Below are 18,838 nucleotides of genomic sequence, written 5' to 3' on the forward strand. Positions count from 1 at the left end.
GCGGGCGCTGCGGCAGCCATGCAGCGCCGACCGGCAATACCGGCCGGCGCCGAGCGCTGCGCGCAGTCGGGTTCAGCGGTTCAGGTCGGCCAGTGCGGCGTCGTATTCGGCGCGCGCTTCGTCCAGCTTGCGCTGGGCCTTGTCGATCTTTTCCGGCTTGCCCTTGGCGCGAGCCTGCTTGAGTTCGCCTTCGCGTTCGGCGACCTTGTTCTGTTTCTCGCGCACGTCGGCTTCGCGCTGGTTCTGCAGGCGGCTATCGGTGCAGTGCGCCTTGGCTTCGGCCAGCGCGCGGCGCAGGCCGGCTTCCTGGCGGCTGTTGCCGTGCGCCTGGGCCTGCGCGATGTCGTTTTCGATCTGGCAGAACTTGGCGGCGCAGCCACGCGCGGCCGAGCAGTCGGCCGCCTGGGCGGGGCCCGTGGCCAGCAGGGCAAGGGCGGCGGCCGTCATGAGCGTAGGGAACAGGGCACGCATGCGGAAAACTCCTGGATGATCGAAGGAGCTTTCATCATCGCGCGGCGCGAGGCGCCGGGCAATGTGCCCGGCGCAAAGCCGGCCGCGATTTCAGACGATGCTGATTGCTCAGCGGATCAAGGTGCCCGCCAGCGCGGCCGCGATCAACAGCGCGCCCAGCCACAGGTTGGCGCGGAACAGGCGGAAGTTGCGGGCGGGGTGCTGGATGTCGAAGACCTTGAGCTGCCAGGCCAGGTGCAGGGCCACGGCGGCGATGCCGACGTAATAGGCCCAGGACATGCCGATGGCGTAGCCGCCCCAGGCCCACAGCGCCACGGTGGCCAGGTAGAAGCCGCCAATCCACAGCTTGCCCTGGTCGCCGAAACGCATGGCGGTGGAATGCAGGCCCAGGCTGCGGTCGTCGCGCACGTCCACGTAGGCGTAGATGCTGTCGTAGCCGACCTGCCACAGCACCGCGCCCAGCCACATGGCCACGGCGGCCAGCGGCAGGTGGTTCTGCGTGTCGGACCAGGCCATCAGCATGCCCCAGTTGAAGCAAATGCCCAGCACCACCTGCGGCCAGTAGGTCACGCGCTTGCACAGCGGATAGACGAAGACGAAGGGCAGCACCGCCACCGCCAGCCAGCGGCTCATGTCGTTCAGGAAGAACAGCAGCGAGCCGCAGACCAGCAACTGGCCGATCAGGAACGCCACCGCCTGGCGCATGCTCAGCTGCCCGCTGGTCAGGGGGCGAAAGCGCGTGCGCTCGACGTGCTTATCGAAGTTGCGGTCGCACATGTCGTTGACCGTGCAGCCGATGCCGCGCATCAGCAGCGCGCCCAGCGAGAACACGATCAGCCGTTGCAGGTCAGGCAGCCCGCCCGCGGCCTGGACCAGCGCGGCGATGCACGGCAGCAGCGTCAGCCAGGTGCCGATGGGCCGGTCCAGCCGGCACAGGCGGGCATAGGGACGCCAGGACTTGGGCAGCCAGCGTTCGACCCAGTCGGTGAAGACGATGTCGCTGAGGTCGACGGGGGATTGGGGCGAGGCGCTCACTGTCACGGACTTGAGGAAGGGGGAAAACCGACAGCATAAAACAACAACGGCCGGGCATCCTGCCCAGCCGTGACTTCGATGCCGCGTAGCCCTGGAGTCGAGGCAGCCACGTTGCATGCAACAGGTGCTGCCCAAGATCCAGGCCGCACGGATCCGGCTCCGCCGGTCCGTAGCGGCGCCCCCTTGAGGGGGAAGCGCCGTAGGCGCCTCGGGGGTGGGCCTACCCTTCTTTCAGGATCTTGCCGAGAATGGCGATGCCCGTGCGGATCTTGTCTTCCGGCACCGTGGCGAAGCTCAGGCGCAGGGTGTTGGCACGGCCGCCGCCGCTGTAGAACGGCGCGCCCGGCACGAAGGCCACGTTCTGGGCGATGGCCTTTTCCAGCAGCTTGGCGCTGTCCATGTGCTCGGGCAGCGTGACCCAGATGAACATGCCGCCTTCCGGCTTGGTCCAGCTGACGCTGGCCGGGAATTCCTTCTGGATGGCGTCCAGCATGCAGCTGCCCTGCGCGCGGTAGATCTCGCGCACGTTGGGCAGGTGCTCTTCCAGGAAGCCGTCCTTGACGATCTCGTACACGGCCATCTGCGTCAGCGTGGGCGTGTGCAGGTCGGTCGCCTGCTTGGCTTGCACCAGCTTGTTGATGATGGGGCGCGCGGCGGCGATGAAGCCCAGGCGCAGGCCGGGGGCCAGCACCTTCGAGAACGTGCCCAGCCGGATGACGTTGGCGCCGTATTCGGCGGCCAGCGTCAAGAGGCCCGGCTGCGGTTCGCCCGCGTAGCGCAGCTCGCCGTAGGGATCGTCTTCGATGATGGTCAGGTTCAGCTCGGCGGCGCGCTTGACCAGCGCGATGCGGCGTTCCAGGTTGAGCGTGCGGCCGGTGGGGTTCTGGAAGTTGGGCAGCGCGTAGAGGAAGCGCGCGCCGCTGGCCAGCTCGGGCGTGATGGCCTCGGGGATCAGACCGCCGTCATCGGTGGGCACCGGCACGTACTTGGGCTGGTACAGGCTGAACGATTGCAGCGCGCCCAGGTAGCTGGGGTCTTCGACCAGGATCTTGCTGTCCTTGTCGATCAGCACCTTGCCCAGCAGGTCCAGCGCCTGCTGCGAGCCAGACACGATCAGGACCTGGTCGGGCGACACGTCGGCGCCGGCGCGGGTCAGGTCTTCGGCGACCCACTTGCGCAGCGGCGCGTAGCCTTCGGTCGGGCCGTACTGCAGCGCGGCGCGCCCGTTGGTGGACAGGACCTTGTCGAACGCAGCGCGTACCACTTCTACCGGGAAGCCGCCGGGCGCAGGCAGGCCGCCGGCGAACGAAATGACTTCGGGCCGCTCGGTGACCTTGAGGATCTCGCGGATGGCGGAACTGGTGAGCTGCTGAGCGCGTTCCGAAAAGGAAAACGCAGGTTCGAAAGGCTTGTCCATGGATGGGCTTCTTGACCAAGAAGGGTTGAGAAAGGGACGCCGGCACGGGCGCCGGCGAAAATCTATTGTCACACAGGCGCGCGGGCCGGCCCCGTTTATGCCGGCGGGCCCTACAATCACTTGCACCGATAAGCGCCTGTACAGTTACATTTGCCTATGTTTGAAGCCGCCCCGATTTCCGCCGATTCCAAGCCCGCCCTGTACGCCGAGCTGGCCGCGCAGGCCCGCGCGCTGCTGGAAGGCGAACACGACCGCATCGCCAACGCCGCCAACCTGAGCGCGCTGGTCTACCAGGCCTTGCCGCAGCTGAACTGGGCGGGCTTCTATCTCTACGACGGCACCGAGCTGGTGCTGGGCCCGTTCCAGGGCAAGCCGGCCTGCGTGCGTATCCCGCTGAATCGCGGCGTGTGCGGCGCGGCCGCCAGCCAGCGGCGCACGCAGCGCGTGCCGGACGTGCATGCGTTTCCCGGCCACATCGCCTGCGACGCGGCTTCGCGTTCCGAGATCGTGGTGCCGCTGGTGCGCGACGGCGAGCTGATCGGCGTATGGGACGTGGACAGCCCGGTGCCCGACCGTTTCGACGCCGACGACCAGGCCGGCATGGAAGCGTTGTGCGCGATCTTCCTGGCCAGCCTGCGCTGAGCGTCCGTTGCGCAGGGGGCGGCCGACGCCGTTGACAGCTGGCCTGCCGCCCGGTAGATTTCCGCATCCGCGCATGCCGCGCGGCGCTTTCCGATTCATGATGATCCAGGCCATTCAATCCGCTGCCCCGTTCCGCGCCCTGTGCGTGGCGCTGGCTGCTGCCGGCCTGAAATCCAAAAAACAGCCGCTCATCTGACCGGAGCATGCTGTTCCGTCAGATGGGCGACGGAACAGCGGCCTTCCCGGCGGCGCATGGCGCCGCCCGCGACCTCCCAGCGCATTCCCGAGCACTTCTGTACGGTCCAACCACGGTCCATACCGAAGGAGTGTTCTCTCATGCCGACTCAAACATCCCCGTTCCAGGGCATCTGGATTCCCCTGGTCACGCCGTTCTCGGGCGGCGCCGTCGATGGCGGCGCGCTGCGCCGGCTGGTGCGCCACTACGCCGCGGCCGGCGTTGACGGCCTGGTCGTGTGCGGCAGCACCGGCGAGGCCGCGGCGCTGGACGACGCCGAGCAGCTGGCCGTGCTGGACGCGGTGCTGAACGTCGCCGACGGCCTGCCCGTGATGATGGGCCTGGCCGGTAACCACCAGGGCCATGTGCTGCGCCGCCTGTCGGCCTTCGGCACGCGGCCGCTGGCGGGCATCCTGGCGCCCGCGCCGTACTACGTGCGGCCCGGACAGGCCGGCGCGTCCGCCTATTTCCGTTGCCTGGCCGACGCCTCGCGCTTCCCGCTGGCGCTGTACGACATTCCCTACCGCACCGGCGCGGCGCTGGACACGGCCACGCTGCTGGAGCTGGCGGCGCACCCGAACATCGCCGCCATCAAGGACTGCGGCGGCTCGCTGGAAAAGACCGTGGCGTTGATCGCCGATGGCCGGCTGCAAGTGATGGCGGGCGAGGATTTGCAGACGCTGTCGACCTTGTGCCTGGGCGGTTCCGGCATCATCGCGGCCGCCGCGCACATCCGGCCCGACCTGTTCGTGGCGCTGTACCGCGCCGTGCGCGAGCAGCGGCTGGACCAGGCCCGCGCGCTGTTCCTGGCGCTGGCGCCGATGATCCAGCTGGCCTTCGCCGAACCCAATCCCGGACCCGTCAAGGCGCAGCTGGCGCGGCAGGGCCTGCTCACCGACGAGCTGCGCGCGCCCATGCCGGCGGCCAGCGCCGCGCTGGCGGACCGCCTGCAGGCGGCGGTGGCCGAGCTGGACCGCGCGTTTCCGCCGCGTTGAGCGCGGCGCGGGCGTCTGCCGGCCGCGCGGATGGGGCGTCCGGCAGGCTTTGTCCGCTTCGGATTCATTTGGTAATACATGCCTCCCCCGGATGCTGACGGATTGCTTATGATGCGGCCATTCTCCGGGTGAAATAAAAACTCCATGGCCCAAGCTTTTCAAGCCTTGTCCGTCTGGCAGGTCATGCTGGCGGGGCTGCTGTTTTTCGGCGGTATCTACCTGCTGTTCGGCGCGGCCACCTGGCTGCTGACGCATCACATCCTGCCCGCGCTCGGCATCGGGCGCCCGCTGGATCCGCGTCCGCTGGCGCCGGGGCAGCTGCGCCGCGAGCTGGCGCAGTCCGGCGTGTCGGTGCTGTTGTTCGGCACCGGCATGGTCTTTCCCTGGGGGTTGCTGCAACTGGGCTGGGCGCATCTGGATCCGGACGCCAGCTGGCAGAAGATCACGCTGGAGATCCTGTTCCTGCTGGCCTGGAACGACGTGCACTTCTGGGTCAACCACCGCCTGTTGCACACCCGGCCGCTGCGGCGCTTTCACCTGCCGCATCACCGCTCGGTGGTGACCACGCCGTTCTCGACCTACAGCTTCCATCCGATCGAGGCGCTGATGCTGGGCAACGTGATCATGCTGCCCATGATGCTGCACGACTTCAGCTTCTGGTCGCTGGCCTCGGTGCCGCTGTTCAGCCTGTTCTTCAACTGTATCGGCCACGCCAACTACGATTTCTTCCCCAAGGTGTCCTATGCGCACTGGTTCGCCGCCAGCCGCCGGCACCATCTGCATCATGCCTGCTACAACGGCAACTATGGTTTCCAGTTCACCTTCATGGACCGGCTGTTCCGCACCCGGCTGAAGGCCGACGCGGCCGAGGCGCAGCTGCAGGCTCACCAGAAGCGAGAGTCGCTTGGCGGACGCGCGTAGCCGGCGTTTCTCGCTGCCCACGCTGCGCAACCGGCGCGACTGGCAGAGCCTGGCCTATCTGGCGGCGCTGCCTGCGCTGGCGGCCTGGCAATGGGTCCACGGCTTCTGGTGGCCGCTGTATGCGCTGATGCTGTTTCTCACGCTGGGCATCGGCGTGATCCACCACAACCACACGCACCTGCGCATGTGGCGCGGGCGCTGGGCCAACCGGGCCACGGATTTCTGGATCACGTTGCTGCAGGGACACCCCACCTTCGTGTTCTATCCGGCGCACGTGGCCAACCACCATCGCTACAAGCACGGTCCGGACGACCAGGCGCGCACCTATCGCTTCGGCGGCGACACCAATCATCTGTGGGGCTACCTGATCCATCCGGCGCAGGCGGTCTGGGTGCTGTATCCGCTGTTCTTCACCTGGCTGGGCCGGCTGCGCCGGCACTGGCCCGGCGCCTGGCGCTACTGCATGGCGCAGTACGGCGCCTGGCTGGGCCTGTGGGCGGGTCTGCTGGCGCTGAATCCGGCCAAGGCGCTGGTGTTCGTGATCGTGCCGCAGCTGCACGGCCTGCACTGGCTGCTGGCCACCAATTACCTGCAGCACGCGCACGCCGATGGCGGTCCCGGACGCGGCGCGGCGCTGAGCTACGCGCGCAATTTCGAGGGCCTGCTCAATCCGCTGCTGTTCAACATCGGCCTGCACACCGCGCATCACGAGCATTCGCGCGCGCACTGGGCCGAGCTGACCGAGCTGCACTACGGCCGTTACCGCGATCAAGTTCCCGCCGCGCTGAATGAAGGCGGCCTGGTCCCCTACATGTTCCGCGTTTTCGTGCTGGGCGCGTTCAGCCCGCGCTTCCGTACCCGTTCCCGCATGGCGGCCAAGCACATCCGCTAGGCCGCCACGCACATCACCAGAGGTCGTCATGCCCATCGCGTTTCATCGTGTCTACCTGGAAAGCGCCGGCTATTTCATGCCGGGCGAGCCCGTGTCCAATGACGATATGGACCGCTACATCGCGCCGCTGAACCGCATCTCGGGGCGCATCAAGCAGCGCATCCTGGCCGAGAACGGCATCAAGCAGCGCCATTACGCGATCGGCCCGGAAGGCGAAACCGTGTTCAGCAACGCGCAGCTCGCCGCCAACGCCATCCGTGACTGCCTTCGGCGCAACGAATCCGAGCTGGCCGATGTGTCGATGCTGGCCAGTGGCTCGTCGGGCGGCGATGCGCTGATGCCGGGCTTCGCCAACATGATCCAGGGCGAGATGGCCGCGCATCCGATGGAAACCCTGTCTGTGCATGGTATCTGCGCCGCCGGCGTGTCGGCCATCCAGGCGGCCGCGCAGGGCGTGGAACTGGGTGGGCACGCCAGCGCCCTGGCCGTGGCCAGCGAGCTGCCCTCGCGCCTGTTCAAGCGTTCGCGCTTCGCCGCGCGCGACTATGACGCCGATTTCGATGCGCACTTCCTGCGCTGGATGCTGTCCGACGGCGCCGGCGCGCTGCTGCTGGGCAACTCCGGCCGCGCGCTGCCGGGCATCTCGCGCGGCGTGCGCCTGCGGCTCAAGTGGGTGCACCAGCGCTCGTTCTCGGGCGACTATCCGGTCTGCATGCAGCTGGGCCTGTCGGCCGACCGCCAGCGCGGGCACCTGGACTACCCGTCCTGGACCGACGCCGAGGCCGACGGCGCGCTGTCGCTGCGCCAGGATATCCGGCTGCTGCCGCACCTGTTCGATATCGGCATCCACGAATACGCCAAGCTGGTGCGCGATGGCTGGGTAGATCCGGACCAGATTGACCATTTCCTGTGCCATTACTCGTCCGAGAAATTCATTCCGGTGGTGGCCGACCTGCTGGACAAGGCCGGTCTGGCCATTCCGCGCGAGCGCTGGTTCAGCAATCTGGCGTGGCGCGGCAACACCGGCGCGGCGTCCATTCTCATCATGCTGGCCGAGTTCCTGGAAACGCGCGAGATCAAGCCGGGCGAGCAGCTGCTGTGCTACATCCCCGAGTCGGGTCGCTTCATGACCGCGTACATGCTGTTCGAGGCCGAGGCCGTGCATGAACAGCCCGCGCGGGCCGTCGCGTCCGCGAGCCCGGCGGCCGCGCAGCCGCACGACGCGCACAGCGCCGACGCCGACGCCATCGCCCCGCCGCACGATCCGGACAGCGCGCCGCAGGGCCTGGGCCAGCTGCTGACCGAACTGGCCTCGATCTGGCACGACTACCGCTCGCGCGTCTGGCGCACGCCGGTGGTGCGGCGCCTGCGCGAGCGCCGTTTCCAGACCGCCGACTACCTGACCTGGATGGAAAGCTGGATTCCGCAGGTGCGCGAGGGCAGCAAGTGGATGCGCGAGGGCGCGGCCTCGCTGAGCGAGGCCTACCAGCCGCTGGCGGCGCTGATCGACGTGCATGCGGGCGAGGAACAGAATGACTTCAAGATCCTGTTCCAGGACTATCGCAACGCGGGCGGTCCGGTGGACGACATCGACGCCCTGCGCCGCAATCCGGGCGGCGAGGCGCTCAACGCCTACCTGCACAGCCTGGCCGCCACGCGCGACCCCATCGGCCTGCTCGGCGCGATCTACATCATCGAGGGCACCGGCCAGCGCATCGTGCCGGCCCTGCTGCCGCTGCTCAAGGCCAGCCTGCCGCTGCCGCCGGACGCCTTCCGCTTCCTGGAATACCATGGCCAGAACGACGAGCACCACCTGGCGCGCTGGCTGGCGGCGGTGGAGCTGGCGCTGGATTGCGACGAGGACGGCCGCGCCGAGCGGCGCATCGTGGACACCGCGCGCCGCACCGCCGCGCTCTACCTGATGCAGTTCCATCACGTGATGGAGGACGAGGCGCAATGAAGCAAGAACCCGAGTTCCTGGCCAAGGCGCACGATCCGCTGGATCCCAGCCCCTGGCTGGCCCTGTACCTGGATCGCAGCACGCCCTTGCCGGACAAGGTCAAGAAAGCCTGGCTGACGGATTCGAGCAGCAGTTCGCGCCAGTACCTGCTGCCCTTCCTGCGGCCGCTGGCGCGCGCCTTCATCGTGCTGATACAGGTGGTCAAGACCTTCGTGCCGAGGCGCTGGTCGCATTCGAAGCTGCTGCATCGCATCCTGGCCTGGGGCCTGAAGCGCTTCGTCTCGCCCGAGGCCAACTGGCTGATCCTGCGGCACTTCCACCTGGGCGCGCAGATCCTGGCCTTCATCGCCGCCAATTCGCCGGTGCCGGTCAGCACCACGCCGCTGGAGCCGCGCGAGATCGACGACCTGAAGGATGAACTGTTCGTCAAGCACGACCTGAACCTGTTTAACTTCGTCATCCGGCTCAACACCGCGCTGCGCGAGGCGGGCGTGGAGATGCATGCGCCCGAGCGGGTCGACTTCTCCATGATCCGCGATCCCGGGTTACTGCTGGACGACATGCCGCAGTCGCGGCTGAATTTCCTGGACCTGCAAAGCGCCATCGAGCTGTTCACGCCGCTGTACCAGCTCATGCTCACCGATAACGACTTCTGGCGCGCGGCCAATTCGCTGCAGCTGGACGAGACCATCGGCATCTACGCGGCCAAGCTGCTGGGCGCGCCACAGCACCTGATCCTGGTGAACAACAGCCATCCGCTGGTGCCGATGTCGACGCTGCGCGCCGGCTACCGGCTGGTGCTGCACGGCCTGTCCACCGAGATGCTGCACAGCCTGCTGATGGAGATGAAGGCGGCGCAGGAAGGCGGCGATCCGCCCGCGCCGATCGCCTGAGCGACGATGGCGCCGGTCGGACGTCCTGTCTGGCCCGAGCGCCTGCTTTGCCCTGGCGGGTGATGATGGCGTCGCGCACGGCCGGCAGGCGCGCGCGTCTTAGTAGTGACCCGGTGTCGCGGGGACGGGGGCCTACGTTATATTGCGGCCCTTGCCCTGCGTGCCTTCAGGCGGGCAGGGCGCAGTCATCGTCCCTGATCACGGAAGCCCAGCCATGCCCCAGCCCATCGAAGTCATCGCCACCCTGTTGTTCGCGGTGGCGGTCCTTCATACGTTCTCGGTGCCGTTCTTTGCGCGGCTGGCGCACAAAGGCGGGCCGCACGCGGGCTTCTGGCATCTGTTCGCCGAGGTCGAGGCGGTGTTCGGCGTGTGGGCCTTCGCGCTCATCGTCGCCATGGCGGCGCTGTCCGGGCCGTCCACGGCCATCGAGTACATGGACACGCGCAACTTCACCGAGCCGTTGTTCGTGTTCGTCATCATGGTGGTGGCGGCCAGCCGTCCGATCCTGGAACTGGTGGGACAGCTGGTGCGGCTGGCGGCGCGCGTGCTGCCGCTGCGCCGCGAGCTGGCCACGTTCTTCGTGATTATGTCGCTGGTGCCGCTGGGCGGTTCCTTCATCACCGAGCCGGCCGCCATGACGCTGGCCGCCATCCTGCTGCGCGACGCCTATTTCCGCACCAGCGGCCGGGCCGGATTCAAGTACATGACGCTGGGCGTGCTGTTCGTCAACGTGTCGATCGGCGGGGTGCTCACGTCCTACGCCGCGCCGCCCGTGTTGATGGTGGCGACCACTTTCGGCTGGGATTCCGGCTTCATGCTGCAGCACTTCGGCTGGCGCGCCGCCGTGGCCGTGTGCCTGAACGCGGCGCTGCTGACCCTGGTCTGCCGCAAGGCGCTGCTGGGGCACAGCGTGGGCACCGGTGGCGGCGTTGACGCGCCTGAAGGCGCGGACCGGCGTCCGCCGGTGCCGGTCGTGGTCATGCTGGTGCACCTGGCGTTCCTGGTCGCCGTGGTGCTCACCGCGCACCATCCCGCGATCTTCCTGGGCCTGCTGATGATGTTCATCGGCTTCACGGAAGCGTACAAGCGCTACCAGAGCCGCCTGATGATCAAGGAAGGGCTGATGGTCGGCTTCTTCCTGGCCGGGCTGGTGGTGCTGGGCGGCCTGCAGAAATGGTGGCTGCAGGACCTGCTGGGCGGCCTGCAGCCCTTCGTGCTGTTCTGGGGCGCGACCGCGCTGACGGCCATCACGGACAATGCGGCCCTGACCTACCTGGGATCGCTGGTCGAGGGCACCAGCGAGGCTTGGCGTTACATGCTGGTGGCGGGCGCCGTCACCGGCGGCGGCCTGACCGTGATCGCCAACGCGCCGAATCCGGCCGGCTTCGCCATCCTGAAGAACCATTTCCCGGACGGCAGCATCTCGTCAGGCCGGCTGTTCCTGTCGGCCCTGGGGCCGACGCTGGTGGCGGCGCTGATGTTCCTGCTGCCCGTCTAGGCGGTCCGGCGGGCGGCGCGGGACCGGCCCCAACCGGCCTGGGAACCGTCGGGAAAGCCGGCCGGCGGCTCGCGGGAAGCGGCGTGGGGCGCCCCGGGCGAGTCCGGGCGCGGCGTCCTGGGGGACCCGCCGCCCGGGCCGTCTCCGGTTGTTCATGAAAAACCGCTAAAATTCAAGACTTTCCCGTATTTTTTTGGTCTTGCCTTCAGCGCGCGGCATCCGCCGCCGCGTTCGTGGCCGGGCCATGGCCAGACCGCCGGGCCGTCTGCCCGTCGTGATTTGGCGAACGGTCTTTTGGAACGGTCTTTTGATACGCCGGGTTCGCGCCCGGGAGCACGAAATGCCCATTTACGCTTATAAGTGCAGCGCCTGCGGCCATGCCAAGGATGTGCTGCAGAAGATCTCCGACGCGCCGCTCACGGTTTGCCCCGAGTGCGGCCAGAGTGCCTTTTCCAAGCAGGTGACCGCGGCTGGCTTCCAGCTCAAGGGCTCCGGCTGGTATGTCACGGATTTCCGCGGCAACGGCAGCGGCGGCGCGTCCACGTCGGCCCCGTCCGAGAGCGCCGCTCCCGCGGCCGCGCCGGCCACGCCCGCGGCGCCGGCGGCCCCGGCCACTCCCGCCGCCACCGGGTCCGCGGCTTCCTAGAGCCACGCGATGCGAATGCGCGTCATCAAGAAGTACTTCATCACCGGCCTGCTGATCTGGGTTCCCCTGGTCATCACGGTGTGGGTGCTGGGTCTGCTGGTCGCCACCCTGGAAGGGTTCGTGCCCGGCTTCCTGTCGTCCGAATCGCTGTTCGGCGTCGACATCCCCGGCTTCCGCTTCGTCCTGGTCGTGGCGGTGGTGCTGCTGACGGGCATTTTCGCCGCCAACCTGATCGGCCGCACGATGGTCGACCAGTGGGAGGCCCTGCTGGGCCGCATCCCGTTGGTGCGCTCCATCTACAACTCGGTCAAGCAGGTCAGCGACACGGTGCTGGCGCCCAACGGTCAGGCGTTCCGCCGCGCCGTGCTGGTGCAGTATCCGCGCGCCGGCGCCTGGACCATCGCCTTCGTCACCGGCACGCCCGGCGGCGAGGTGGCGGAACAGCTGCCCGGCGAGCACATCAGCGTCTACGTGCCGACCACGCCCAACCCGACCTCGGGCTTTTTCCTCATGGTGCCGCGCACCGAGGCGATCGACCTGCAGATGAGCGTGGACGCGGCCCTGAAGTACATCGTTTCCATGGGCGTGGTCGCCCCGGCCGCGGCGATGCCTGCCGCCGACCGGCCCGCCCCGCCCGTACCGGCGCCCCACGCCGATTCGTAACCCTTTACGCTACTACCAAGCACACAACGGAGTCATCCCGCATGCGTACCTGCTATACCGGCCAGGTTTGCCGTGACCATCTCGGCCAGACCGTCACCCTGTTCGGCTGGGTGAACCGCCGCCGCGACCACGGCGGGGTCATCTTCATCGACCTGCGCGATCGCGCGGGCCTGGCCCAGATCGTGTTCGATCCGGACAACGCCGCCTTCGCCACCGCCGAGCGCCTGCGCAACGAATTCTGCATCCGCGTCACCGGCCTGGTGCGCGAGCGTCCGGCCGGCACGGCCAACGCCGAACTGGCCTCGGGCGAGATCGAAGTGCTGTGCAAGGAAGTCGAGATCCTGAACGCGTCGGTCACGCCGCCGTTCCAGCTCGATGACGACAATCTGTCCGAGACCACCCGCCTGACGCACCGCGTGCTGGACCTGCGCCGCCCGCAGATGCAGCGCAACCTGATGCTGCGCTACCGCGTGTCGATCGAAGTGCGCAAGTTCCTGGATCAGCTGGGCTTCATCGACATCGAAACCCCGATGCTGACCAAGAGCACGCCCGAAGGCGCGCGCGACTACCTGGTGCCCTCGCGCGTGAACGCCGGCCACTTCTTCGCGCTGCCGCAGTCGCCGCAGCTGTTCAAGCAGATGCTGATGGTGTCGGGCTTCGACCGCTACTACCAGATCACCAAGTGCTTCCGCGACGAAGACCTGCGCGCCGACCGTCAGCCGGAATTCACCCAGATCGATTGCGAAACCTCGTTCCTGAGCGAACTCGAGATCCGCGAGATCTTCGAGAACATGATCCGCCACGTGTTCAAGGTGGTGCAGGACGTGGACCTGCCGTCGCCGTTCCCGATCATGACCTGGACCGAAGCCATGCGCCGCTACGGCTCGGACAAGCCGGACCTGCGCGTGAACCTGGAATTCACCGACATGACCGACGTCATGCGCGACGTGGACTTCAAGGTCTTCGCCGCCGCCGCCACGGCGCCGGGCAGCCGCGTGGTCGCCCTGCGCGTGCCGGGCGGGGCCGAGATGTCGCGCAGCGAGATCGACGCCTACACGCAGTTCGTCGGTATCTACGGCGCCAAGGGCCTGGCCTACATCAAGGTCAACGAAGTGGCCAAGGGCCGCGACGGCCTGCAATCGCCCATCGTCAAGAACCTGCATGACGCCGCGCTGGCCGAGCTGATCAAGCGCACCGGCGCCCAGGACGGCGACATCATCTTCTTCGGCGCGGACCGCGAGAAGGTCGTGAACGACGCCATCGGCGCGCTGCGCGTGAAGATCGGCCACAGCGAATTCGGCAAGAAGACCGGCCTGGCGATCGCCGGCTGGAAGCCGCTGTGGGTCGTCGACTTCCCGATGTTCGAATACGACGAGGAAGACGGTCGCTACACCGCTGCCCATCACCCGTTCACCAGCCCCAAGGACGGCCACGAGGACTTCCTCGAATCCGATCCGAGCAAGGCCTTCGCCAAGGCCTACGACATGGTGCTGAACGGCTGGGAAATCGGCGGCGGCTCGGTCCGTATCCACCGCGAGGAAGTGCAGAGCAAGGTGTTCCGCGCGCTGAAGATCGGCGCCGAGGAAGCCCGCGAGAAGTTCGGCTTCCTGCTGGACGCGCTGCAGTACGGCGCGCCGCCTCATGGCGGCATCGCCTTCGGCCTGGACCGCATCGTCACCATGATGACCGGCGCCGAGTCGATCCGCGACGTGATCGCTTTCCCGAAGACCCAGCGCGCGCAGTGTCTGCTGACGCAGGCGCCGTCGGAGGTCGACGAGAAGCAGCTGCGCGAGCTGCACATCCGGCTGCGCAATGTAGAGAAGTGACCCACCCCCGAAGCGCTGCGCGCTTCCCCCTCAAGGGGGCGCGGCTACGGACCGGCGGAGCCGGATCCGTGCCGCTGCGCTTGTGGGGCGCTGGTGGCTTGCGGGGAGGGTGCCTCGATTTTCTGGTGCCTTCTTTTCAATAGCCGCCACTGGTTATTCGCAGTTTCAGAGAACGCCCTGGACTTGTCCGGGGCGTTTCTGTTTCTGGCTGCGTCGGGGGCGGTAAACGGCAACTGAAATGCGGTAATCTGGCAAGCGCCGCCGGGTGTGGCGGCGTCGGGTCGGGGTGCGCTTGCGGGCGTCCGGGCCGGCGGGTTCCGTGTCTTTAAAGGCGCCATCGCTTCCATGTCGCTCATCCGTGTCGTCAGCTACAACATCCATAAAGGCCGCTCGGCGCTGGGCCGGCGCGACTCCCTGAACGAGCTGCGCCTGGGCCTGTACGGGCTGCGTCCCGATCTGGTCTTCCTGCAGGAAGTGCAGGGGCGCAACGAGAACAAGTCGCTGCTGGACGCGCAGCATGAATCGCTGGCCGCGGCGCTGCGGCTGGACGTAGCCTACGGGCGCAACGCCATCCGCCACCAGACCGACCATGGCAACGCGCTGTTGTCGCGCTTTCCGATCGTCGAGCACGAGAACCAGGACATCTCCGACCATCGCCTCGAACAGCGCGGCCTGCTGCATGCCCGCATCGAGCTGGACGGGCGCGCCGTGCATTGCTTCGTGGTCCACCTGGGCCTGTTCGCCGGCAGCCGCAGCCGCCAGATCCTGGCGCTGACCGAGCGCATTCGCCGCCTGGTGCCCGAGGGCGATCCCATCCTCATCGCTGGCGATTTCAATGACTGGGGCGACCGGCTGGCGCCGCTGTTCGTGCAGCAGCTCGGCCTGTACGAGGTGTTCTCGCACGCGCCGCGCAGCCATGGCGGCGAGCTGCCGCGACTGCGCGACTCGGTCAAGCGCCTGACCAACGCGCTGCGCGGCGTGCCCAACGGCATTTCGGTCATGGAGCGCACCAACCAGCTGGGCATGGACGGCAGCTCGCGCCTGCTGCTGCCGCCGCCGCGCACCTTTCCCGCCGTGTTCCCCTGGTTCCGGCTGGACCGCATCTACCAGCGCGGCTTCGCCGTGCGCAGCGCGCGCGTGCTGCGCGGCCGGGAATGGGCCCGGCTGTCCGATCATTCCCCGCTGCTGGCCGAGCTGGAACTGCCGTGAAGCGCGAGCCGGTCAGGCTGGACTGGACGGATGGCAACGACATCCGGCTATTGCAGAACGGCGCGGACTTCTTCCCGTCCCTGTGTGCCGCCATCGATGCCGCCACGGTCAGCGTGCACCTGGAAACCTATATCTTCATGCTGGACCGCAGCGGCGAGATGGTGCTGCGGTGCCTGGCCGAAGCCGCGCTTCGCGGCGTCAAGGTGCGGGTGGTGCTGGACGGTTTCGGCAGCGCCGCCACCGCCGACGAGGTCCGAGTCAGGCTCACCAACGCCGGCGCCCAGTGCCGCATCTTCCGGCCCGAGCCGCGCTGGTTCGCCAAGCTGATCCCGTCGCGCAGCCGCCTGCGGCGCCTGCATCGCAAGGTCAGCGTGATCGACGGGCAGATCGCCTATGTGGGCGGCATCAACATCGTTGACGATTACGATGACCTGGATCCCACCGACGGCCTGACCGCGCCGCGCTTCGACTTCGCCGTCAAGGTGCGTGGGCCGGTGGTCACCGACGCCGCCTACGCCCAGGACCTGCTCTGGGTGCGGCTGAACTGGGCGCGCCTGCGACGCCATCCGCGCGACTGGAACCGCATGCGGCTCACCAAGCCGCATCATGTCGCCGTGGCGCCTTGCGGCCAGATGCGCGCCGCGCTGGTGCTGCGCGACAACCTGCGCTTTCGCCAGACCTTCGAGCGCGCCTATCTGCTGGGCATCACCGAGGCGCGGCGCGACATCCTCATCGCCAACGCCTATTTCTTTCCCGGCGTGCAATTCCGCCGCGCCCTGGCCAGGGCGGCCGCGCGCGGCGTGCGCGTGCGTCTGCTGCTGCAGGGCAAGGTCGAATACCGCATGCAGTACCACGCCACGCGTTCGCTATACGACCAGCTGCTGCGCGATGGCATCGAGATCTACGAATACATGCCCGGCTACCTGCATGCCAAGGTGGCCGTCATCGACAACGTGGCCACCGTGGGCTCGTCCAACCTGGATCCCTTCAGTCTGCTGCTGGCGCGCGAAGCGAACGTGGTGATCGACGACCAGCCCTTCGCCTGGGACTTGCAGGAACGGCTGGAAACCGCCATCCGCGAGGGTGGCCGCTTCATCCGGCCGCTGGACTACCAGCGGCGCGGGCTGTTGCGGCGCTGGGTGGATGCGGCGTCCTATGTGCTGCTGCGGATCGGTGTGGCGTTGACGGGAGCCTCGGACAAGTACTGAGCCCATTTCCATCGCGGCGCCGCGCGTGCTACGCGGGCTTGCGCCGCGCGCCGATCAGTCCCAGCGCCAGCGCCGTGCCCACCAGGATCACGCCGGCACCCGCCAGGATGGGGCCGGTGATCGTCTCGTTCAGGAACCATGCGCCCCACATCACGCCGAAGATCGGCACCAGGAAGGTGACGCTGACCGCGCGGGTGGGGCCGACGTTGGCGATCAGGCGAAAGAACACGATATAGGCCGCGCCGGTACAGACCACGGCCAGCAGCGTGGTGGCGCCCCAGGCCATGGCCGAGACCGGCGCCTGCGGCCAGGTCATCACGGCGGCCGGCAGCAGCACCAGCGAGGCGGCGACCATGCTGCCGGTGGCATTGGTCAGCGCGTCCACGCCGGTCAGAAAGCGTTTGGTCCAGTTGGCCGCGATGCCGTAGAACACGGGCGCGGACACGGCGGCCAGCACGGCCGGGCCGGTGCCGCCGGAGGTGAAGCTGAGCTTGTCCCAGACCAGAACCACGATGCCCAGCAGCGCGATCAGCAGGCCCAGCGAGCGCGACCAGGCCAACTTGTCCTTGAGCCAGAGCCAGCCGATCACGGCCCCCCAGACGGGCGTCACCGCGTTGGACACCGACAGGAAGCCCGCGCCCAGCGATTGCGCCGAATAGGCATACAGGACGAAGGGCAGGGCGGCGTTGAGCGTGCCCACCACCAGAATGGCTTTCCAGTGCCGCGCCATCAGCGGCAGCCGGCCGCGCCAGATCGCGGCCGGCAGCAGGAACAGCGCGGCCAGTCCGACGCGCAGCTCGATCAGCGGCACCGGCCCGAATTCGGGCACGGCGATGCGCATGAACAGGAACGAGCCGCCCCATACGGCGGCCAGGACCAGCAGGTCCAGCAGATCGCGACGACGCATGTGCAGTCCAGTCTCAGGAGGGTTTCCGGGCAGAAGCCAGGTTCTTCATCTTCACCCGGTGCGCGAGCACCGCGCAGGTCAGGGACAGGACAATACACAAGCCCAAGCCAGTCCGCACTCCGTTTAGTACGGAACTATGCGAAATCAGGATACCCACCAGCGCCGTGCCCAGCGCGCTGCCGATCGCGCGCGTGGTCTGGACCAGGGCCGAGGCCACGCCCACGTCGCGTCGCTCGCTGAGCATCTGCATGAACAGGGTCAGGTTGGGCAGCAGGAAGCCCAACGCGCAGCCGTTCACGAAGAAGGCCGACAGAATCCACAAGGCCGAGGTGCCGGGCGAGATCAGCAGCACCATCAAGGTGCCGGCAGCCAGCAGACAGGCGCCGAAGACCATCAGGCGCTGGGGTTCGGTCTGGCGGTGGAACAGCCGGCCGTTGATGATGCTGCCTACCGAGATGGCCGCCACCAGAGGCGTGAGCAGCAGCCCGGCCTGGCTGGGCGTATAGCCCAGGACCTGCTGCAGCAGCAGCGGGCTGTAGAAGATCAGCACGAACATCACCGCGCCCACGGTCATTGCCGCCAGATTCAGCAGTTGCGGTTCGCGGCCCGCCAGCACGCGCAGCGGGAAGATCGGCGAAGCCACGCGCCGTTCGATCGGAACCAGCAGGGCGATGGCGGCGGCGCCCGCCACGGCCAGGCCCAGCGCCAGGCCGGGGTGGGCGTGATCGCCGCTGGCAAAGCCCAGCTCCAGCGCCGCCAGCGGCGCGCCCACCGCCACGACCAGCAGCAGGGCGCCCAGCCAGTCGATGCGGCGCTCGCCGGTGTGGACGGGTTTGATGCGGGGGAAGTAGCGCGCCAGCAGGAACAGCGCGACGGCGGCGGCGATCGGCGATATGAAAAAGGCGGCGCGCCAACCCAGCGCCTGGGTTGCCGCGCCGCCCAGAACCGGGCCGATGCCGCTGGCCATGGCGAAGGCGGCCGACACCAGCGCCATCCAGCGCACGCGCTGCTTGGCATCGGGGAAAAGATCGGCGGGCGCGGCGAAGGCCGTGGCGATCATCATGCCGCCGCCGATGCCTTGCAGCGAGCGGAACAGGATCAGCTGGCCCATGCTCTGCGACAGCCCGCAGGCGATCGAGCCCAGCGCGATGATGAGCACCGACACCAGCATCAGCGGCTTGCGCCCGAACATGTCGCCCAGGCGGCCGAAGATCATGATGGAGGCGGCGGTGGCGAGCAGGTAGCCGGTGCCGACCCAGGCGTACAGCGCCATGCCGTTCAGCGCCTCGGCCACGCGCGGCAGGGTGGTGCTGATGATGGTGGAATCGAAGGCGGCCAGCACGACAGTGGCCGAAACGCCGGCCATGGCCATCAGCAGGTCGCGGCGCGATGGCGGCGGGGTGGCGGGCTGAGCAGGGGG

The 18,838-nt window shown here is 68.0% G+C and carries 17 protein-coding genes; 12 read left to right on the forward strand and 5 right to left on the reverse strand.

Going from position 1 to position 18,838, the window contains the following annotated elements; translation table 11 throughout:
- Nucleotides 1-72: 72 nt before the first annotated feature.
- The 3 genes from AC6LJ5_RS00930 to AC6LJ5_RS00940 form a co-directional block, all read right to left on the reverse strand.
- Complete coding sequence (locus tag AC6LJ5_RS00930; protein WP_103271679.1) at nt 73-471, reverse strand: DUF1090 domain-containing protein; 399 nt, start codon at nt 469-471, stop codon at nt 73-75.
- A 108-nt stretch (nt 472-579) separates the two neighbouring features.
- Nucleotides 580-1,506 carry a 4-hydroxybenzoate octaprenyltransferase gene (gene ubiA, locus AC6LJ5_RS00935; protein ID WP_103271678.1) on the reverse strand — a complete coding sequence of 309 codons (927 nt, stop codon included), beginning with the start codon at nt 1,504-1,506 and terminating at the stop codon, nt 580-582.
- 220 nt (nt 1,507-1,726) lie between these two features.
- Nucleotides 1,727-2,923: an aminotransferase-like domain-containing protein gene (locus tag AC6LJ5_RS00940; RefSeq protein ID WP_498139582.1), complete on the reverse strand. Its 1,197-nt coding sequence runs from the start codon at nt 2,921-2,923 to the stop codon at nt 1,727-1,729.
- Between the two features lie 156 nt (nt 2,924-3,079).
- Here AC6LJ5_RS00940 and AC6LJ5_RS00945 point away from each other — a divergent pair, with 156 nt between their 5' ends.
- The 12 genes from AC6LJ5_RS00945 to clsB all read left to right on the forward strand — a co-directional run bounded on the left by AC6LJ5_RS00945 (nt 3,080) and on the right by clsB (nt 16,511).
- Nucleotides 3,080-3,565 carry a GAF domain-containing protein gene (locus tag AC6LJ5_RS00945; RefSeq protein WP_498139583.1) on the forward strand — a complete coding sequence of 162 codons (486 nt, stop codon included), beginning with the start codon at nt 3,080-3,082 and terminating at the stop codon, nt 3,563-3,565.
- A 336-nt stretch (nt 3,566-3,901) separates the two neighbouring features.
- Nucleotides 3,902-4,795, forward strand: a complete 894-nt coding sequence (gene dapA / locus AC6LJ5_RS00950; RefSeq protein WP_103271675.1) for a 4-hydroxy-tetrahydrodipicolinate synthase — start codon at nt 3,902-3,904, stop codon at nt 4,793-4,795.
- A gap of 144 nt (nt 4,796-4,939) precedes the next feature.
- Entirely contained in the window at nt 4,940-5,716 is a 777-nt protein-coding gene (locus AC6LJ5_RS00955; protein ID WP_103271674.1) for a sterol desaturase family protein, read from the forward strand.
- A complete protein-coding gene (locus tag AC6LJ5_RS00960) occupies nt 5,700-6,608 on the forward strand; it encodes a fatty acid desaturase (RefSeq protein ID WP_103271673.1) in 909 nt (302 codons plus the stop codon). Before AC6LJ5_RS00955 ends, AC6LJ5_RS00960 begins: the two co-directional genes overlap by 17 nt.
- A 28-nt stretch (nt 6,609-6,636) precedes the next feature.
- Nucleotides 6,637-8,568 (forward strand): StlD/DarB family beta-ketosynthase, encoded by a 1,932-nt coding sequence (locus AC6LJ5_RS00965; RefSeq protein WP_103271672.1) that lies wholly within the window; start codon nt 6,637-6,639, stop codon nt 8,566-8,568.
- On the forward strand, nt 8,565-9,461 hold the full coding sequence (locus AC6LJ5_RS00970; RefSeq protein WP_103271671.1) for a DUF6999 family protein: 897 nt from the start codon (nt 8,565-8,567) through the stop codon (nt 9,459-9,461). The genes AC6LJ5_RS00965 and AC6LJ5_RS00970 overlap by 4 nt, the downstream gene beginning before the upstream one ends.
- Before the next feature lie 214 nt (nt 9,462-9,675).
- Nucleotides 9,676-10,959 carry a putative Na+/H+ antiporter gene (locus AC6LJ5_RS00975; protein ID WP_103271670.1) on the forward strand — a complete coding sequence of 428 codons (1,284 nt, stop codon included), beginning with the start codon at nt 9,676-9,678 and terminating at the stop codon, nt 10,957-10,959.
- 340 nt (nt 10,960-11,299) lie between these two features.
- The gene (locus AC6LJ5_RS00980) at nt 11,300-11,605 is read left to right on the forward strand and encodes an FmdB family zinc ribbon protein (protein ID WP_103271669.1); all 306 of its coding nucleotides are present in this window, start codon (nt 11,300-11,302) and stop codon (nt 11,603-11,605) included.
- A gap of 15 nt (nt 11,606-11,620) precedes the next feature.
- On the forward strand, nt 11,621-12,268 hold the full coding sequence (locus AC6LJ5_RS00985) for a DUF502 domain-containing protein (RefSeq protein ID WP_103271668.1): 648 nt from the start codon (nt 11,621-11,623) through the stop codon (nt 12,266-12,268).
- Between the two features lie 41 nt (nt 12,269-12,309).
- Nucleotides 12,310-14,094 carry an aspartate--tRNA ligase gene (gene aspS / locus AC6LJ5_RS00990; RefSeq protein ID WP_392410468.1) on the forward strand — a complete coding sequence of 595 codons (1,785 nt, stop codon included), beginning with the start codon at nt 12,310-12,312 and terminating at the stop codon, nt 14,092-14,094.
- A 345-nt stretch (nt 14,095-14,439) separates the two neighbouring features.
- A complete protein-coding gene (locus tag AC6LJ5_RS00995; RefSeq protein ID WP_212312703.1) occupies nt 14,440-15,303 on the forward strand; it encodes an endonuclease/exonuclease/phosphatase family protein in 864 nt (287 codons plus the stop codon).
- Nucleotides 15,300-16,511 (forward strand): cardiolipin synthase ClsB, encoded by a 1,212-nt coding sequence (gene clsB / locus AC6LJ5_RS01000; protein ID WP_498139584.1) that lies wholly within the window; start codon nt 15,300-15,302, stop codon nt 16,509-16,511. The genes AC6LJ5_RS00995 and clsB overlap by 4 nt, the downstream gene beginning before the upstream one ends.
- Before the next feature lie 28 nt (nt 16,512-16,539).
- Here clsB and AC6LJ5_RS01005 read toward each other — a convergent pair whose 3' ends face one another.
- Both AC6LJ5_RS01005 and AC6LJ5_RS01010 read right to left on the reverse strand, forming a co-directional pair.
- Nucleotides 16,540-17,418: a DMT family transporter gene (locus tag AC6LJ5_RS01005; RefSeq protein ID WP_103271664.1), complete on the reverse strand. Its 879-nt coding sequence runs from the start codon at nt 17,416-17,418 to the stop codon at nt 16,540-16,542.
- A 13-nt stretch (nt 17,419-17,431) separates the two neighbouring features.
- Entirely contained in the window at nt 17,432-18,796 is a 1,365-nt protein-coding gene (locus tag AC6LJ5_RS01010) for an MFS transporter (protein ID WP_498139587.1), read from the reverse strand.
- Nucleotides 18,797-18,838: the final 42 nt, after the last annotated feature.

The organism is Achromobacter sp. 1011791174 (assembly GCF_059760925.1).

Coding starts and splice junctions, on each gene's coding strand:
- AC6LJ5_RS00930 (WP_103271679.1), bottom strand. CDS start 471: ATGCGTGCCCTGTTCCCTACGCTCATGACGGCCGCCGCCCTTGCCCTG.
- AC6LJ5_RS00940 (WP_498139582.1), bottom strand. CDS start 2,923: ATGGACAAGCCTTTCGAACCTGCGTTTTCCTTTTCGGAACGCGCTCAG.
- AC6LJ5_RS00945 (WP_498139583.1), top strand. CDS start 3,080: ATGTTTGAAGCCGCCCCGATTTCCGCCGATTCCAAGCCCGCCCTGTAC.
- dapA (WP_103271675.1), top strand. CDS start 3,902: ATGCCGACTCAAACATCCCCGTTCCAGGGCATCTGGATTCCCCTGGTC.
- AC6LJ5_RS00955 (WP_103271674.1), top strand. CDS start 4,940: ATGGCCCAAGCTTTTCAAGCCTTGTCCGTCTGGCAGGTCATGCTGGCG.
- AC6LJ5_RS00965 (WP_103271672.1), top strand. CDS start 6,637: ATGCCCATCGCGTTTCATCGTGTCTACCTGGAAAGCGCCGGCTATTTC.
- AC6LJ5_RS00970 (WP_103271671.1), top strand. CDS start 8,565: ATGAAGCAAGAACCCGAGTTCCTGGCCAAGGCGCACGATCCGCTGGAT.
- AC6LJ5_RS00975 (WP_103271670.1), top strand. CDS start 9,676: ATGCCCCAGCCCATCGAAGTCATCGCCACCCTGTTGTTCGCGGTGGCG.
- AC6LJ5_RS00980 (WP_103271669.1), top strand. CDS start 11,300: ATGCCCATTTACGCTTATAAGTGCAGCGCCTGCGGCCATGCCAAGGAT.
- AC6LJ5_RS00985 (WP_103271668.1), top strand. CDS start 11,621: ATGCGCGTCATCAAGAAGTACTTCATCACCGGCCTGCTGATCTGGGTT.
- aspS (WP_392410468.1), top strand. CDS start 12,310: ATGCGTACCTGCTATACCGGCCAGGTTTGCCGTGACCATCTCGGCCAG.
- AC6LJ5_RS00995 (WP_212312703.1), top strand. CDS start 14,440: ATGTCGCTCATCCGTGTCGTCAGCTACAACATCCATAAAGGCCGCTCG.
- AC6LJ5_RS01005 (WP_103271664.1), bottom strand. CDS start 17,418: ATGCGTCGTCGCGATCTGCTGGACCTGCTGGTCCTGGCCGCCGTATGG.